This window comes from Phycicoccus avicenniae, from assembly GCF_050496545.1.
Lineage (GTDB): Bacteria > Actinomycetota > Actinomycetes > Actinomycetales > Dermatophilaceae > Phycicoccus > Phycicoccus avicenniae_A.
The window spans coordinates 15,136-30,361 of the sequence record NZ_JBNVZV010000023.1 but is presented as its reverse complement, the minus strand read 5'-3'; the positions used below and the strand labels follow the sequence as shown (position 1 = coordinate 30,361).

Sequence of the window (15,226 nt, the reverse complement as noted above, 5' to 3'; positions counted from 1 at the left end):
AGGACCCGGATGCGTGCCGCGCGCGCGTTCGGGTAGGGACCGGACGACCGCCCCGACCCGAGGAGGACCCGATGAGCGCCACCATCCCCGCCCAGTCCCAGGACTGGCCCGGCCGCACCGACGCCCTCGACCCGCGGCCCGACCACGGCGAGGAGTCGTGGACCGGCCGGGCTCGGCTCACGGGCAAGCGGGTGCTCGTCACCGGTGGTGACTCGGGCATCGGCCGCGCCGTCGCGGTGACGTTCGCCCACGAAGGGGCGCGCGTCGTCCTGACCCACCTGCCGGAGGAGGCCGACGACGCCCGCGAGGCCGTCGCCGCGGTCGAGGCCGCGGGCGGTGAGGCACACGCCGTCGCCGCCGACCTGCGCACACACGACGCCGTCCGGGACCTCGTGCAGGAGGTGCGCGAGCGGCTCGACGGCCTCGACGTGCTCGTCTGCAACGCGGCCTACCAGATGACGCACGACGCGCTCGAGGACTTCCCGCCCGAGCAGGTCGAGCGCACCTTCGCGACGAACGTCTTCGCGACTTTCTGGCTCGTGCGCGAGCTGGCGCGCGACCTCGAGGAGTCGGCGGGCAACGTCGTCGTCACGACGTCGGTCCAGGCCTACCAGCCGGCCGACCACCTCCTCGACTACGCGGCGACCAAGGCCGCGCTGACCAACCTCGTCGTGAACCTCGCCCAGGAGCTCGGGCCCCGCGGCGTGCGCGTCAACGCCGTCGCCCCGGGCCCGATCTGGACCCCGCTCATCCCCGCGACGATGTCCGCCGACAAGGTCGAGGGGTTCGGCTCGACCACGCCGCTCGGCCGGGTCGGGCAGCCCGTCGAGGTGGCCGCCGCGTACGTCTTCCTCGCCTCCGACGAGGCGAGCTACGTCTCCGGCACGGTGCTCGGCGTCACCGGCGGCAAGCCCGTCTTCTGACCCCTGCACCGGCGAGGTTCGACAGCCGGGCGTCCGCCGGGCACCGACCGCCGCCGGTCCGCGCCCCGCTGGCTAGCGTCGGCGGGGTCCGCGGTTGAGCAGCCAGCTGGGGCGCGCCCCCGTCGTCCTCACCCGGAGAACCTCATGCCGCTCACCCGCCGCCAGCTCCTCGGTGCCGCCTCCCTGGCGTCCGCCCCCCTCGCCCTGTCCGCCTGCGCCGGCTTCTCGACCAAGGGCGACGAGCCCGCCGCCGCGTCCGGCACGCTCGCCTTCACGACGTGGGGCACGGATGCCGAGCTCGCCGGCTTCCGGTCGGCCATCAGCGCGTTCGAGAAGGCGAACTCCGGTGTCTCCGTGCGCCTGAACGCCGTGCCGTACGAGCAGATGTTCACGACGATCGACGCCCAGCTCCAGGCCGGGACCCCGCCGGACGTGTTCCGCGTGCCGTACTACACGTTCGGTGGCTACGCGGGCCGCGACCAGCTGCTCGACCTCACCCCGCACCTCGACAAGAGCGTGGCGGAGCGGTTCACGCCCGCTGCGTGGCAGGCGGTCCTGCGGGGCGGCGCCCCCTACGGCGTCCCGCACCACACCGACACCTCCGCGATCCTCTACAACAAGCCGATGCTCGCCGCGGCGGGCATCACGGAGGTCCCGACGCGGCTCGAGGACGCGTGGACCTGGGACGAGCTGGCCCGGGTCGCCGGTGCTCTGCGGCGCGAGCTGCCGGACGCGAAGTACCCCTTCGTCTACAACTGGCAGGGCAACGGGGTCACCCGCTGGCTCAGCTGGCTGTTCGAGGCCGACGGCCGCTTCCTCGCCGAGGACCTGACGACGCCGGCGATCGACTCCGACGCCGGCCGGGCCGCCGTCGAGTTCACCCAGTCCTTCTTCCGGCAGAAGTGGGTCCCGCCGAACAGCTCGGTGAAGTCCTCGACCTACGCGGCGGACATCTGGTACTCCCAGACCGCCGCGATGACCTGGGCCGGTGCCTTCCTGCTGCCGGACGCCGACGCCACGCTCGACTTCGAGTGGGGCGCGACCTTCTCCCCGCGCCGGGCCCGCTCGGCCGGCGACTTCGGCGGCAACGCCCTCGTCGCGACGAAGCAGGCGAAGGACCCCGCGCTGGCCGCGTCCTTCCTCGACTTCGTCACCGGCGCCGACCCGATGCGCGAGTTCTGTTCCGGCGCATCGTTGTTGCCGACGCGCAAGGACCTCGTCGAGTCCGGTGTCGACTTCGCGGTCCGTCCCGAGCTCTCGCCGGTCTTCATCGGGCAGGCGAGCAGCGTGCAGCCGCAGGACTCCGGGCAGGTGGCGTCCCCGTCGATGTCCGCGATCATCACGGTCCTCAAGGACCAGCTCGAGGAGGCCTTCGTCGGCGGCCGCTCGGTCGAGGAGACCATCGCCGGCCTGACCCGCGGCATCGCGGACGCGACCTCGCGGTGAGCACGACGCCCGAGCTGCTCGCCGGGTCGCCGGGAGCCGAGGGTGTCCGGCCCCCGGCGGACCGGCCGCGCCGTCGACGGCGCCGGGGGAGGGGCGCCCGCCGGGAGCAGGCGGCGGCCCTCGGGTTCCTCGCCCCGACGCTCGGGCTGCTGGGGCTCTTCGTGTTCGTCCCGCTCGCCGGGGCTGTCGTGCTCAGCCTCCAGCGCACCAACGGCTTCGGCGCCGGCACCTTCGTCGGGCTCGACAACTACACACGGCTCGCGTCCGACCCCCTCTTCTGGCGGGCCGCGCTCAACACGGTGCTGTTCACCGCGATCGTCACGCCGCTCTCGATGGGCCTCGGTCTGCTCATCGCGGTCCTGCTCGACTCGGTGCTGCCGGCGCGCGGACTCTTCCGCGCCGTGGTCATCCTCCCGATGGCCGTGTCCGGGGTCGCGACGGCGCTCATGGGCGTCCTCGTGCTCGACGAGAACAGCGGCATCCTCGACACCGTGCTGCGGGCGGTCGGGCTGCCGGCCGTGCCGTGGCAGTCCAGCGGTCCGGCCGCGTTCGCCTCGGTCGTGCTGGTCACCCTCTGGTGGCGCGTCGGCTTCAACATGCTGATCTACCTGGCCGGCCTGCAGGGCATCGGTCCCGAAGTGCGCGAGGCCGCCCTCCTCGACGGGGCGAACGCGTGGCAGCGGCTGCGCCACGTCATCGTGCCGATGCTCGGCCCGTCCTCGTTCTTCCTCGTCGTGCTCAACGTCATCTACTCGTTCCAGGTCTTCGACGTGGTCTTCGTCCTCACCGGCGGCGGCCCGCGCAACGCGACATCGGTCCTCGTCACGTACGCCTACGACAACGGGTTCGTCGTCCGCGACCAGGGCTACGCCTCGGCCATCGGCGTCGTGCTGCTGCTCGTGAGCCTCGTGTTCGTCGCCGTGCGCTGGCGGCTCAGCCGGACCCGGGACCTCGCCGGATGAGGCGCCGCGACCGCTGGCTCCCGGTGCGGCTGCTGCTGGCCGTCCTCGTGAGCGCCGTCCTCCTCTTCCCGCTCTACTGGATGGTCGTCGTGGCGTTCTCCTCGCGCGCCGAGCTGCTCGGCGGGGACCTGCGGCTGTGGCCGCGCACGTTCACGCTCGTGAACATGGAGCGGGTGTTCTCGGCCTTCCCGGTGCTCACCTGGGTCGGGAACTCCGTGGCCATCGCCCTGACCGTCTCGCTCGTCACGGTGGCGGTCAGCATGCTCGGCGGGTACGCGTTCGCGCACCTGCGCTTCCGCGGCTCCGGGGTGCTGTTCCTGCTGGTCGTCTCGACCCTGATGATCCCGCTGCAGGTGATCATGGTGCCGCTGTTCCGGCTGGTCACCGGGCTCGGCCTCCAGGGCAGCTACTGGGCCGTCATCCTCCCGACCGCGGCCTCGGGGTTCGGGGTCTTCCTCGCCCGCCAGTTCGTCCTCGCCATCCCGCGCGAGCTCATCGACGCCGCCCGCATCGACGGGGCCGGCCACCTGCGCGTCTTCTGGCAGATCGTGCTGCCGCTGAGCCGTCCGCTCCTCGCCGTGCTCTTCTTCATGACGCTGCTCCAGTCGTGGAACGACTTCGCGTGGCCGCTCATCGCGCTCCAGGACAACGAGCTGTACACGCTGCCGATCGGGCTCCTCTACCTCCAGGGGCAGTTCGGCTCGGACTACGGCGGGACGATGGCCTTCGCGCTGGTCAGCGTCACCCCGATGGTCGTCCTCTTCCTCGGGTTCCAGCGCTTCTTCGTCCAGGGGTTCGCCCGCAGCGGCATCCGCTGAGTGCCCCCGAACCCCCGGGGGTAGGGCCCCGGTCAGGGGAGCGTCAGGACTTGGTCAAGAGATGGCAATCCGACGGCCGGGCGGGACGGGGCGGGGTGAAACTCGTTGCGGAGGTTGCGTCGGCACGGGGCGGGGCGGTCACCACCGCTCCGCCCCGTCACCTTCGAGGAGTTGCTGCAGTTGTCTCTCGCACCCAGCACACCGCGACCGGCCCTCGCCCGGGTCCGCGCGTCCAGCGTCCCCAGTCGCCCGCGCGCGGCCGTCGCGTCGGCGCTCCCGATGCTTGCCAGCCCGCTCGCGCCGCGGCTCACCGGCATCAGCACCAGCCCGGAGTGGGTGATGGCCCGCCGCGCGGCCCTCGGCTCCAGCTTCGTCGTCGCCGACGAGATCCGCCGCGTCGGGGTCCCGGCCTGGCTGAACGCGCAGTTCCGCCCGGACACCATCGCCGAGCCGTTCCTCGCGCAGGCGGCCTCGAAGTACCCCGCCATCTGGTCGACCACCCCCGAGGGCGACGCCAAGGCCGGGTACGGCGGCATCTCCGAGGGGATCATGGCCGAGCAGATGATGCGGGTGCACGTCCTGCGGCCGGTCTACACCAAGCGCCACCTCCAGACGACGATGGCCGACTTCTGGCTCGACTACTTCTCGCTCCCGTACGCCGAGAACAAGATGACGGGGCAGGCCCGCCAGCTCGACGCCCTCGCCCGGCGGATGGCCTTCCGGACCTTCTCCGACGTCCTCGTCGCCTTCACCTTCAGCGCCGGGATGCTCTCCTACCTCGACCAGTACGGCTCGAACCGCGCCCACCCCATCGAGAACCTCGCCCGTGAGGTCATGGAGCTCTACTCGGTCGGGGTCGGCCACTACACGGAGGCCGACGTCAAGGCCGCCTCCAAGCTGTTCTCTGGTCTCTGGGGCGGCACGCGGGCCGACGGCACCGTGGCGCTCGGCGTGCACGAGGCCAACCACTGGTTCGGGGCCGTGACCATCCGCGGCCGGCGCTACGCGAACACCCCGTGGAACGGCGGCACCACCTCCGGGCCGAAGGACATGGTGCGCTTCGTGCGCGACCTCGCGAACGACCCCGTCACGCGGGCCGCCGTCTGCCTGCGCATCGCCCGTCGTTTCGTCAGCGACTCGCCGCCGGCGGCGATGGTCACCGCGATGCAGAAGGCCTGGGTCGCCAAGGGCGGCAGCATCGAGCACGTCCTGCGGGCGATGTTCACGCACCCGACCTGGCTGAGCACGGCCGGGCAGAAGTGGCGGCGGCCGGCCGAGACGTGGGCCGCGGTCGCCGCGACCGCCGGCGTCCAGTGGACCCACACCCGCCGACCGGCCGACCTCACCGACAAGCCGGTCCCGACGACCTACGAGGCGATCAAGGCCGCCGGCCAGCCCGTGCGCGACTGGCCCTCCCCGCAGGGCATGCCGGACCGGAGCACCCACTGGATGGGGACCGCCTCGGTGCTCGGTGGGTTCAACGTCGCCGACGCCGTCCTCTCCGACGCGGACCCGCACCTCACCTGCCCGCGCGACCTCGCCGGCCGGCTCGGCATCACGGCGTCGATGACCTTCGCCGACGCGGCGATGCGCATCCTCGAGCGGGTCACGGGCTACCGCGTGCCGGCCACGCACGCGCTGGTGCGCACCCTCGCGGTCCGCCTCGCCGGCGGTGGCGCCCCGGCCCGGCTCGACGCCCCGATGGGCACCGTCGCCGGTGTCGAGCGGGCCGTGCACGCGGCCATGACCAGCCCCCTGATGTTCCTGCGGTGACGGAGACCTCCCCATGACCGACCACAGCTACCTCCTCGACGACGAGATCCTCCCGCTGCACCACCACGACGACGACCGCAAGGACGCCATCGCGGTGCCCGGGCCCGACGGCTCGCTCACCGTGCACACCGGTGCCGGCGCGCAGGACCGCGCGTCCCGGTCGGCCACGGCTCCGGTGGCCGACCTGGTGACCGAGTTGTCGGAGAACGGGATCGCCGGCGGCTGCGACGAGCAGCGCCGGAGCCTGACCCGGCGCACCACGCTGCGCGGGGCCCTGGCCGCCACCGGGGCGATGCTCGCGCCGTCGGTGCTGCCCCGGTACGCGCTGAGCAGCGCCCACGCGGCCACGCGCGGCACCGTGATCGTGGTCTTCATGCGCGGGGGCGCCGACGGCCTGTCCATCCTCGCCCCGCTCGGCGACCCCTGGTACGGGCGCCGGCGGCCGGCCGTCGCGCTCGCGGACGCGCAGACCCGTCCGCTGACCTCGATGTTCGGCCTCAACGCCGTCGCCGACCCCTTGATGAAGTACTGGGACAGTGGGCAGCTCGCCTTCGTCCACGCCACCGGCAACACCTCCCCGACCCGCTCGCACTTCGAGAAGCAGCTGCTGTGCGAGAGCGGTGCTCCCGTGGCGACAGCGTCGGTGCGCAGCGGCTGGCTGGGGCGCCACCTCACCACGGCGGGGGCCGACCAGTCGACCTTCCGCGCCTTCACGATGGGCGGGGCGAGCGCCTATGCGCTGTCCTCGACCCTCCCCACCCCGGCGATGGCCTCGCTCGGCTCCTTCGCCGTCACCTCGGCCGACGGGGTGCAGGAGCAGGTGACGAGCGACATCCGCGAGATGTGGGCCGCGGCGGGCGGACCGGCCGAGGCCGCCGCCACCCGGACCCTCGACGCCGCCCGGCAGGCCACGCAGGCCGCCACGAAGAGCGGGCCGCCGACGGTCTCGGGGTACGGGGGCAGTGCCTTCGGCCAGGCGATGGGTGAGGTGGCGCGCGTGCTGCGCGCCGGCGTGACGCCCGAGGTCGTGTGCGTCGACTCGTACGGGTGGGACACCCACGTCAACATGCGTCAGGGCGACGGGCGGGTCCTCCCGTACGTGCTCAAGGACTTCGCCTCCACCCTCGACGCCTTCGTCACCGACATCGGCCCGGAGGCCATGTCCCGCACCACGATCGTCGCGATGACCGAGTTCGGCCGCACCGCCGACCAGAACACGTCGGGCGGCACCGACCACGGCTTCGGCTCCACGATGATCGCCCTCGGGGCGGGCGTTCGCGGTGGGCGCGTGCTCGGCCGCCACCCGGGCCTGACCGCCAGCGCGCTGAACGGTGGCGCGCTCGCCATCGCCACCGACTACCGCGACGGCCTCGCCGAGCTGGTCTCCCAGCGGCTCGGCAACGGGGCGAACCTGGCGACGGTCTTCCCCGGCTACACCCCGAAGCCGCTGGGGCTGTTCACCGCCGCCTGACGCCGGGGTGCCACACTCGGCGGATGGCCGAGGTGCGGGGGTGGGACGAGCGGACCGACGTGACGGCCGTCGTCCTCGTCGGGGGCCGCTCCCGCCGCTTCGGGTCCGACAAGCTCGCGGCTCCGCTCGATGGGACGAGCGTGCTCGACCGCCTGCTCGCAGACCTCCCGGCCTCCTGGCCGCTGGTGCTCGTCGGGCCCCGGCGCGACACGGTTCGGGACGACGGTGTCTGGACGGTCGAGGACCCGCCGGGGGGTGGTCCGCTCGCGGCGGTCGCGGCCGGGCTGGCGGAGGTGGACACCGATCTGACGGCCGTGCTCGCGGGGGACATGCCGTACGCGGCGGAGGCGCTGCCGCTCCTGCTCGCGGCCCTCGGGACCAGGTCCGAGGAGCCGGCGGTCGCGGCGGTCGCGGTCGACGAGGCGGACCGCGCCAACCCGCTGCTCGCCGTCTACCACCGCGCCGCTGTCGCGCACGTGGTCACCGGGGTCGCGGCGGGGGAGCCCGCGCGGCGCCTCCTCGAGCTGCCGCACCGCCGGGTGCGGGTCGCCGGGGCGGCCGCTCGCGACATCGACACGCGGGCCGACCTGGACGACCTCACCGGCCCCCGCTGAGCTCCGACGACGGATCCGGGCAGCCCTGTCCTGCAGGGCTGCCCGAGCCGTCAACATCGCCGGGCGACTACGGCCGGACGGTCCAGGTGCTCGTCGCATCCTGACCGCTCGCCCGCCGCCAGGCGTCCAGACCGACCCGCTCCGTGCCGTTCCAGACGAAGACCGCCTCGGACGCGGGCACCGGCCCGCCGTAGGAGTTGCCGTCGAGCACCAGCGCCCGGTTCCTGGCCGCGGTGCCCGCCGGCCGGACGCGGCTCACGAGCAGCGGGTAGGCGGGGTCGGTCGCGGTGACGGTGTTGCCGGAGATCCGCGTGTCGTGGACGAAGTACTGCAGCAGGACCTCGGGTGACCCGTCGCGCAGGGTGTTGTTGTTGCGCAACGTGTTCCCCGTGACGGTGATGTCGTACGCCTCGCCCCGTGCCGTGTCGTACCCGCCGAGCGCGACGCCGGTGTACCGGCTGTCGGTCACCGTGTTGCCCTGGACGAGAACGCCGTTGGTGCGACCACGCGCCCACTCCGACGCGACCTCGATGCCGATGTCGGCCTGGCGCACGGTGTTCTGCTCGATCGTCACGTTCAGCGCACCGTCGAGGTAGATGCCGCCGGCGCAGTTGCAGTACTGGCCGTCCTCGAAGTAGGCCGGGTTGCCCTCGCTGCGGATGCGCGTCACCGTGTTGTCCGCGATCCGGCCGTTGCGCGCCCGGTTGACGTCGGTCCACCGGGCGGCCCCGCCGATCGTCCCCTCGAACCCGATGGCGTCGATGCCGATGTTGTTGGTGTCGTGCACCGAGTTCCCGGTGACCGCGAAGCCGTCGACGTTGCCGTTGAGCACGACCGCCTCGCTCGCACCGAGGACCAGGTTGTCGACCTCGTTGCCGCTCACCGTGACGTCCCTCATCGCGGAGGTCGCGGACCGCCCGTAGACGGCGATGCCGTGGGCGTTGGTGTCGAAGCTGCCGAGGGTCGGGTTGTCGTTGCCGAGGTGGTGCACGTGGTTGCCCACGACCCGCAGCCCGGCCGTGGCGCCGGTGGCGTAGATGCCGACGGGGGTGGCCGCGGTGGACCGGGTGCGGTACCCGGTCACCGTGAGGCCCTCCACCGCCACCCGCGCGCCGTTTCGGACCTCGACGACCCCGGTGGTTCCGGCGGGGACGACCGAGCCGGTGAGGTCGAGCACGGGCTGCTCGCCGGCGGCCGCGCGCACCGTGACGTCGGTGCGGTTCGCCAGCACGATGCGCTGGCCCCGGTAGGTGCCGCCGCGGAGCACGACGGCACCCCCGGCGGCGCCGAGCCGGTCGACGGCCACCTGGGGGGTGCGGAGCGGAGCCGACTCCGTCCCGGCCGCCGCGTCGCTGCCGGTCGGGCTGACGTAGAACGTCGTCGCCACCACGGCGGCGGAGGCCGTGCCGGTCGCCGGGGTGCCGGTGGCCGCGGCCGTCCCGGTACCGGTGCAGGACAGCATCGCCATCGCCAGGGCGACCGGGAGGACGGTCGCCGGCGGGCGCAGGATGCGGTGTCGGATGGGTGACATGGGGTCTCCTCGTCGAGGGATCAGGGAGCCGCCACCGTCCCGCACCCTCGATGACGCCCCGATGACGCGGTCTCAGGCGACGCCGGCCCCGAGGAGCGGCAGCACGAGCGTGGCCGCGGCCCCGCACCCGTCGTCCCCGGGGCCGAGCTCGAGGCGGCCGCCGTGCCGGTCGGCCACCCACTCGACGAGGGAGAGCCCGAGGCCGGTGCCCGGCCCGGACCCGGCGTAGGGGAGGCGCACGTCGAGGTCGTCGGGGAGGCCGGGGCCACGGTCGACGACGCGCACGAGTGCCTGGACATCGTTGCGCCGCACCTCGATCCGGACCATCTCCTGGGGGCCGCCGTGCAGCACGGCGTTCTCGGCGAGGTTGCCGAGGGCGTGCCGGAGCAGGGCCTCGTCGCCGTCGACGACCACCGCCTCGTCGACGACGGCGACCACACCGGGGTGCCGCAGCTCGAGGTCGGAGGCGAGCCGGTCGAGGCGCACGGGTCGTCGGACGAGTGGCACCTCCGCGTTGTCGATCCGGGCGGCCAGGAGCAGGTTGCCGACGACGGTCGATGCGCCGTCGGCGTCGCGCAGCACAGAGCGAGAGGTCGACCACGCCGGCGAGCCGGGCGGCTGGCCGGTGCCCAGCGCCTCGGCGGCGGCCCGGACGTGGGCCAGCGGGGCCTTGAGCTCGTGGGCCGCCGTCGCGAGGAACCGCTCGCGCTCGGCGGCCGCGTGCACGGCCGGGCGCAGGCTCCGGTCGGTGAGCAGCCAGCCCAGCGCGGTGAACAGGGCGAGCAGACCGGCGCCCGAGGCGAGGATCGGGACGAGCAGCGGACTGGTCCGGGGGCGCGCCCCTCCCTCGACGGCCAGCGCGACACCGGCCACCCCGTCACCCGAGAACCAGGGCATCGCCGCCACGCGCCGGGTGCCGGTGGGGAGGGCGACGTCGGCGAGCGAGCCGACCTCGGCCGTGTCCGCCCGGGCCCGGTCCACGAGCGCCTCCAGCGGCCGCAGGGAGGTGGGGCCGTCCGCCGCGGGGCGCGAGTCGTACAGCACGGTCGTGGGGCCGGACCCGGCGGGACCGGCGAGGACCAGGATGCGCTCGGACCCTTCGACGACGTCGTCGTCGGACACGGCGTCGGTGCGCGGCAGCTCGTCGTCCCCGAGGTAGACCAGGGCCGCCGACCGCGAGGCGACCCCGAGCAGGTCGCTGTCGGCGCGCTCCCGCGAGAGCTGGACGTCGCGGGTCACGAGCACGATGCAGGCCGACCCCACCCCCAGGGTGACGACGACGACCACCGTCGCCAGCAGGCGCCGGCGCAGCCCGCGCAGGACCCGGTGCTGCGGCGTGCCACGGGTGCCGCCGACCGTCACGCGTCCTCCCGCGCCACGTACCCGGCCCCGCGCACGGTGTGGATGAGCGGCGGGTCACCGAGCTTGCCGCGCAGCAGCCGGATGCGGACGTCGACGACGTTGGACGACGGGTCGGCCAGCTCGTCCCAGCAGTGCTCGACCAGCTCGGAGCGCGAAACCACCCGTCCGGCGTGGCGCAGGAGGTGCTCGAGCAGGGCGAACTCCTTGGCGGTCAGCACCAGCTCGCGCCCGCCGCGCGCGGCCGTCATCGACGCGGGGTCCAGCGTGAGGTCGGCCAGCGCGACCACGGGGGCGGCCGCGGCGCGGGGGCGCCGGGCGAGGGCGCGGATGCGGGCCAGCAGCTCGGGGAGCGCGAAGGGCTTGGTGAGGTAGTCGTCGGCGCCGGCGTCCAGCCCGTCGACCCGGTCGGGGAGGTCGGCGCGGGCCGTGAGCAGGATGACCGGGGTGCTGTCGCCGCGCCCGCGCATCCGGGCCAGGAAGGGCAGCGAGTCGCCGTCTGGGAGCATCCGGTCGAGCACCACGACGTCGTAGTCGTTGACCCACGTCTTCTCGTCCGCCGCGGCCACCGTCGCGGCCGCGTCGACGCTCAGCCCGCGCTGCGTCAGGGCAGCGCCGAGGTGCTTCCCCAGGCGTTCGTCGTCCTCGACGATGAGCAGCCGCATGCGGGCAGTGTGGCAGCGCCGCGCCGACGGGCACCCGGGCCCCGCGAGGGCGGCACGACGGGTGGTCCGCCCGCGGCGCCGAACGGTCCCGGGTCCCGGGCAGCGGTCGGCATCCGCTCGGTCGCTCCGGGAGCGGGAAGGGGACCGGGTATCAACGACGGACCCGCCGGCTCTTCGGACGTGGAACCGCCACATCGCCCCCCAGGAGGAGCCATGCCACCGCCCGACCAGACATTCCACGAGCGCCCGCCGATCGCGCTCGGCCCGATGATCGAGAACATCCGCGAGGCCGATGCCGCGCTGGCCGCCAAGCAGGGCGAGCCGTCCGTCGCCGCGCTGCTCGGCGGTCCACCCGCCGCCGACGACGCGCTGGCCGGAGGCGCGTGGCGCCGCCGCTTCCCGGGCGCCGACCTGTACTGGGGCCACGACGTCGGCGCCCACGAGGTGCACGGCGACATCCGCGCGAAGTACGACGTGCTCGGCGGCCCGACCGGGCTGCTCGGCCTGCCCGTCACCGACGAGACCGGCACGCCCGACGGTGTGGGTCGGTTCAACCACTTCCAGGGCGGCTCGATCTACTGGACGCCGCGCACCGGTCCCTTCCTCGTCCACGGCGGGGTCCGGGACACCTGGGCCGGCCTCGGCTGGGAACGGGGGTGGCTGGGCTACCCCGTCGCGGACCAGAAGACCCTCACCGGACTGTCCCCGGGCGACCACCCGACGGTCGGCTGGACGCTCTTCGAGAATGGTGCCGTCGTCCAGACCAAGGACGGCCACGCGCCGGCGGTGCACGCCGACATCACCCCGGAGGACCTCAAGGCGGTCGTCCGCCGGTTCGTCGACGACGGGGTGCGCGCGTCGCCGGACAACGTTGGGCTGCACCCGCAGTCGGAGATCGTCGGTGTGTCCGACTGGTCCTGGGACTTCCGGTCGTCGACGCCGAGGGCGGTCACCTACGCCGTGCACGGCTTCCACGACAACGGCCTGTGGGCCGACACGGACTTTAAGATCCTCCTGACCCTCTCCTTTGGGCTGGTGTGGGCCGACAGCACGGTCGAGCCCGGCACCAAGACGGTCGTGGCGCGGCTGCGCGACGTGCAGGTCGTCGGCGAGAACAACGCGGCGCTGGGTGGCGGCGTCGCCGAGGGCCCGGTGGTCCGCGGCGTCCGGGACGCCATCCGGGGCAGGTTCTTCCGCGGCGGACCCGACCCGGCCGCCCCCGAGGTGCCCGACGGTGCGGTGCGGCTGACCGACTTCCGGACGGGGGTCAAGCAGACCGGCGACGGCGACACCGACGTCATCGACCTGCAGGTCACCGCGCAGGGCGGCCTGCAGGTGCTGCTCAACCCGCTCCCGCTGTGGCCTCCGGTCGATGCCGGGCTGCTGCGCCGGCTGGTGGCCCAGAACACCCTCGATGCCTTCGTGAACCCCTGATCGTGTCGCTCCAGGACGTCCCCGTCCACCGGCGGTGAGGTCGGGGAGAGGCGCCTCGCGTGCCGGGGTCGGGGTAACAGGACGCCGCGGGTCGAGCCACCTCGTCCCTCGGTGCCTCGACCCGCTCCCGGCATCCTGTCCCCCGACAGCGCGAAGGCCGTCCGACGGAGTCGGACGGCCTTCGCTGCTGTCGGGGTGACAGGATTTGAATTCCTCACGCGGGGGTGGACAGAAGGGGCCACCCGTGCCCTTTAGTCCCCTGAACTGGGACTTTTCCACAGACGCTCCAACTCCTTCAGGACACGGACGGCCGGAAGTAGCCTCCAGTTATGCCCCAGTTATGCCCAAATCCCGCAGGAGGCGAGGAGGTATGACGCGAGCCAAGCGCGACTTCGGCAGCATCCGTCGGCGCTCGAACCGTCGCTATCAGGCCTACTACGTGGGACCCGATCAAGCGACGCATCGAGCTCCCTCGACCTTCGAGGCGCGCGCGGATGCCGAGGCCTGGCTCGCTGACGAGCGTCGCCTCATCCAGCGTGACGAGTGGTCCCCCACACGGTTTCGGCGAGCTCGCAGGCAGAGGGCCTCCCAAGCCTTCGGTCCCTACGCGGAGTCGTGGCTGGCATACCGCGACATCAAGCCGCGAACGCGCGTCCTGTACCGCCGCCAGCTCGACCGGTTCATCCTGCCGGCGTTCGGGGACGTGGCGATGCGCGAGATCACACCGACCGCGGTGCGGATCTGGCACAGCGGCCTCGATCCGAGCAAGCCCACACAACGCGCCCACGCCTACGGTCTCCTGCGTGCGATCCTCACGACCGCTGTGACCGACGAGGTCATTGCCACGAATCCCTGTCGCATCCGTGGAGCGGGGACATCCGCCTCCACCCGCAGGGTCGAACCCGCCTCCCTCGAGGAACTGCGAGTCGTCGTCGACCACATGCCTGAGCGGTACAGGGCGCTCGTGTTGATCGGCGCCTGGTGTGGATTGCGGCTGGGCGAGATGTCGGAGCTGCGACGCTCAGACCTCGACCTTCGGCTGATGGTTCTCAGGGTGCGCCGCGGTGTCGTGCGCGTTGAAGGCCAGGTGTCAGTAGGCCTTCCGAAGAGTTTCGCCAGCATCCGTGACGTCGCGATCCCGCCTCACCTGATCCCCGTGATCGAAAATCATCTCGAGCGCTTCGTGAGGCCTGAAACGGATGCGTTGGTGTTCCCCTCCGTGGGTGACCCGTCCATCCAGGTACACGCGAACACGCTGTACAGACATTGGTATCGCGCACGTCTGGCGGCGGGCCGTCCAGATCTGCGAATCCACGACCTACGGCACACCGGAGCCGTGCTGGCGGCCCAAACGGGCGCCACCTTGGCTGAGTTGATGGCGAGGATTGGCCATTCCACCCCCCAGGCCGCTCTGCGCTACCAGCATGCAGCGCGAGGGCGGGATGCCGAGATCGCGGCGGCTCTCTCTCGCCTCGCCGAAGGCAGGTGACGGCCTCGCCACCGAGAGGCCTTCGATGCCACGCGCTAGTCGTTGAACGAGCGCGCGGTCTGCCTCAGGCTCTTGTGAGGGTCAAGGGTGTTGGACGGCTCTTGTCGAAGGCAGGCTAGCCAGCGATGTGCAACGCACAGCGTGTCCGTTGAACCCACAGATCCCGCAGGCGCGCCGAACCCGTCTCAGTGCTGGACATCGTCACCTAGTCCGACGGCGAGCAGGCCTGAACCTCTCGGGCCTTCGGTCCTGGCTCGCCTTCTGACAGCGGCGCCCGCTTCGTTGCGAGCGCTCAACGAAGCGCACGTGGTCGCGACATCGCGACGCGGCACGACCGGTCTGAGGGGACTTGGGCATCGTGTGGACATCTAATGGCGCATCGTTGAGGACTGACATTGTGGCTAACGCTCCGCGGAGGGTTATCAGCAGCCAACCAACCCCATGCCTGAGTGACAGGCGACTTCCCTGCAACCGGTCGTTCGCTTCAAGTCACCGAGTAGCTAGCGATCCGCAAGACCCAAGGACGCACGCGCGCTGACAACTGCGCGGACCTCGCGAGCCTGGGCCCACTCGATGGGAGGGCGGGGCTTGCTCAGAGCAGCGTGGTCCACCAGCAGCGGTTGTCGACGGAGCGTGAGCCAGTCGGCAGATCCTGGCTACATGCCATTGAAGCCGTCGCCGGTGTCGATGTGGCGTGGTCGGCCCGCCTTGGTGCCCGGCAGATCCTCTTGTCGAGCGGCC

General features: G+C 72.7%; 12 protein-coding genes. 9 read left to right on the top strand and 3 right to left on the bottom strand.

The window, feature by feature from the left end; genetic code table 11:
* Positions 1-71: 71 nt before the first annotated feature.
* From ACQZ2A_RS16775 to mobA, 7 genes are all read left to right on the top strand, one after another.
* The gene (locus tag ACQZ2A_RS16775; RefSeq protein WP_430213437.1) at positions 72-923 is read left to right on the top strand and encodes a glucose 1-dehydrogenase; all 852 of its coding nucleotides are present in this window, start codon (positions 72-74) and stop codon (positions 921-923) included.
* 144 nt (positions 924-1,067) lie between these two features.
* Positions 1,068-2,369, top strand: coding sequence for an ABC transporter substrate-binding protein (locus tag ACQZ2A_RS16770; RefSeq protein WP_430213436.1), 1,302 nt, complete (start codon positions 1,068-1,070; stop codon positions 2,367-2,369).
* Positions 2,366-3,331: a carbohydrate ABC transporter permease gene (locus tag ACQZ2A_RS16765; RefSeq protein ID WP_430213434.1), complete on the top strand. Its 966-nt coding sequence runs from the start codon at positions 2,366-2,368 to the stop codon at positions 3,329-3,331. The genes ACQZ2A_RS16770 and ACQZ2A_RS16765 overlap by 4 nt, the downstream gene beginning before the upstream one ends.
* Complete coding sequence (locus tag ACQZ2A_RS16760; protein ID WP_430213432.1) at positions 3,328-4,149, top strand: carbohydrate ABC transporter permease; 822 nt, start codon at positions 3,328-3,330, stop codon at positions 4,147-4,149. Before ACQZ2A_RS16765 ends, ACQZ2A_RS16760 begins: the two co-directional genes overlap by 4 nt.
* Positions 4,150-4,428: 279 nt before the next feature.
* Positions 4,429-5,922, top strand: a complete 1,494-nt coding sequence (locus tag ACQZ2A_RS16755) for a DUF1800 family protein (protein WP_430213430.1) — start codon at positions 4,429-4,431, stop codon at positions 5,920-5,922.
* Positions 5,923-5,935: 13 nt separating this feature from the next.
* Entirely contained in the window at positions 5,936-7,393 is a 1,458-nt protein-coding gene (locus ACQZ2A_RS16750) for a DUF1501 domain-containing protein (RefSeq protein ID WP_430213429.1), read from the top strand.
* A gap of 23 nt (positions 7,394-7,416) precedes the next feature.
* A complete protein-coding gene (mobA, locus tag ACQZ2A_RS16745) occupies positions 7,417-8,007 on the top strand; it encodes a molybdenum cofactor guanylyltransferase (RefSeq protein ID WP_430213427.1) in 591 nt (196 codons plus the stop codon).
* A 67-nt stretch (positions 8,008-8,074) separates the two neighbouring features.
* On the opposite strand, the gene ACQZ2A_RS16740 is transcribed toward mobA, so the two are convergent.
* The 3 genes from ACQZ2A_RS16740 to ACQZ2A_RS16730 form a co-directional block, all read right to left on the bottom strand.
* Entirely contained in the window at positions 8,075-9,538 is a 1,464-nt protein-coding gene (locus ACQZ2A_RS16740) for a hypothetical protein (RefSeq protein ID WP_430213425.1), read from the bottom strand.
* Between the two features lie 72 nt (positions 9,539-9,610).
* Positions 9,611-10,900 carry a sensor histidine kinase gene (locus ACQZ2A_RS16735; RefSeq protein ID WP_430213423.1) on the bottom strand — a complete coding sequence of 430 codons (1,290 nt, stop codon included), beginning with the start codon at positions 10,898-10,900 and terminating at the stop codon, positions 9,611-9,613.
* Positions 10,897-11,562, bottom strand: coding sequence for a response regulator transcription factor (locus ACQZ2A_RS16730; protein ID WP_430213421.1), 666 nt, complete (start codon positions 11,560-11,562; stop codon positions 10,897-10,899). Before ACQZ2A_RS16730 ends, ACQZ2A_RS16735 begins: the two co-directional genes overlap by 4 nt.
* Before the next feature lie 213 nt (positions 11,563-11,775).
* Here ACQZ2A_RS16730 and ACQZ2A_RS16725 point away from each other — a divergent pair, with 213 nt between their 5' ends.
* Both ACQZ2A_RS16725 and ACQZ2A_RS16720 read left to right on the top strand, forming a co-directional pair.
* Positions 11,776-12,996 (top strand): LGFP repeat-containing protein, encoded by a 1,221-nt coding sequence (locus tag ACQZ2A_RS16725; RefSeq protein ID WP_430213419.1) that lies wholly within the window; start codon positions 11,776-11,778, stop codon positions 12,994-12,996.
* A 370-nt stretch (positions 12,997-13,366) separates the two neighbouring features.
* A complete protein-coding gene (locus ACQZ2A_RS16720) occupies positions 13,367-14,485 on the top strand; it encodes a tyrosine-type recombinase/integrase (RefSeq protein WP_430213417.1) in 1,119 nt (372 codons plus the stop codon).
* Positions 14,486-15,226: the final 741 nt, after the last annotated feature.

Bases quoted from the DNA above. Each gene is read 5' to 3' on its own strand.
- ACQZ2A_RS16775 (WP_430213437.1), top strand. From the start codon at position 72: ATGAGCGCCACCATCCCCGCCCAGTCCCAGGACTGGCCCGGCCGCACC.
- ACQZ2A_RS16770 (WP_430213436.1), top strand. From the start codon at position 1,068: ATGCCGCTCACCCGCCGCCAGCTCCTCGGTGCCGCCTCCCTGGCGTCC.
- ACQZ2A_RS16760 (WP_430213432.1), top strand. From the start codon at position 3,328: ATGAGGCGCCGCGACCGCTGGCTCCCGGTGCGGCTGCTGCTGGCCGTC.
- ACQZ2A_RS16755 (WP_430213430.1), top strand. From the start codon at position 4,429: ATGCTTGCCAGCCCGCTCGCGCCGCGGCTCACCGGCATCAGCACCAGC.
- ACQZ2A_RS16750 (WP_430213429.1), top strand. From the start codon at position 5,936: ATGACCGACCACAGCTACCTCCTCGACGACGAGATCCTCCCGCTGCAC.
- mobA (WP_430213427.1), top strand. From the start codon at position 7,417: ATGGCCGAGGTGCGGGGGTGGGACGAGCGGACCGACGTGACGGCCGTC.
- ACQZ2A_RS16740 (WP_430213425.1), bottom strand. From the start codon at position 9,538: ATGTCACCCATCCGACACCGCATCCTGCGCCCGCCGGCGACCGTCCTC.
- ACQZ2A_RS16730 (WP_430213421.1), bottom strand. From the start codon at position 11,562: ATGCGGCTGCTCATCGTCGAGGACGACGAACGCCTGGGGAAGCACCTC.
- ACQZ2A_RS16725 (WP_430213419.1), top strand. From the start codon at position 11,776: ATGCCACCGCCCGACCAGACATTCCACGAGCGCCCGCCGATCGCGCTC.
- ACQZ2A_RS16720 (WP_430213417.1), top strand. From the start codon at position 13,367: ATGACGCGAGCCAAGCGCGACTTCGGCAGCATCCGTCGGCGCTCGAAC.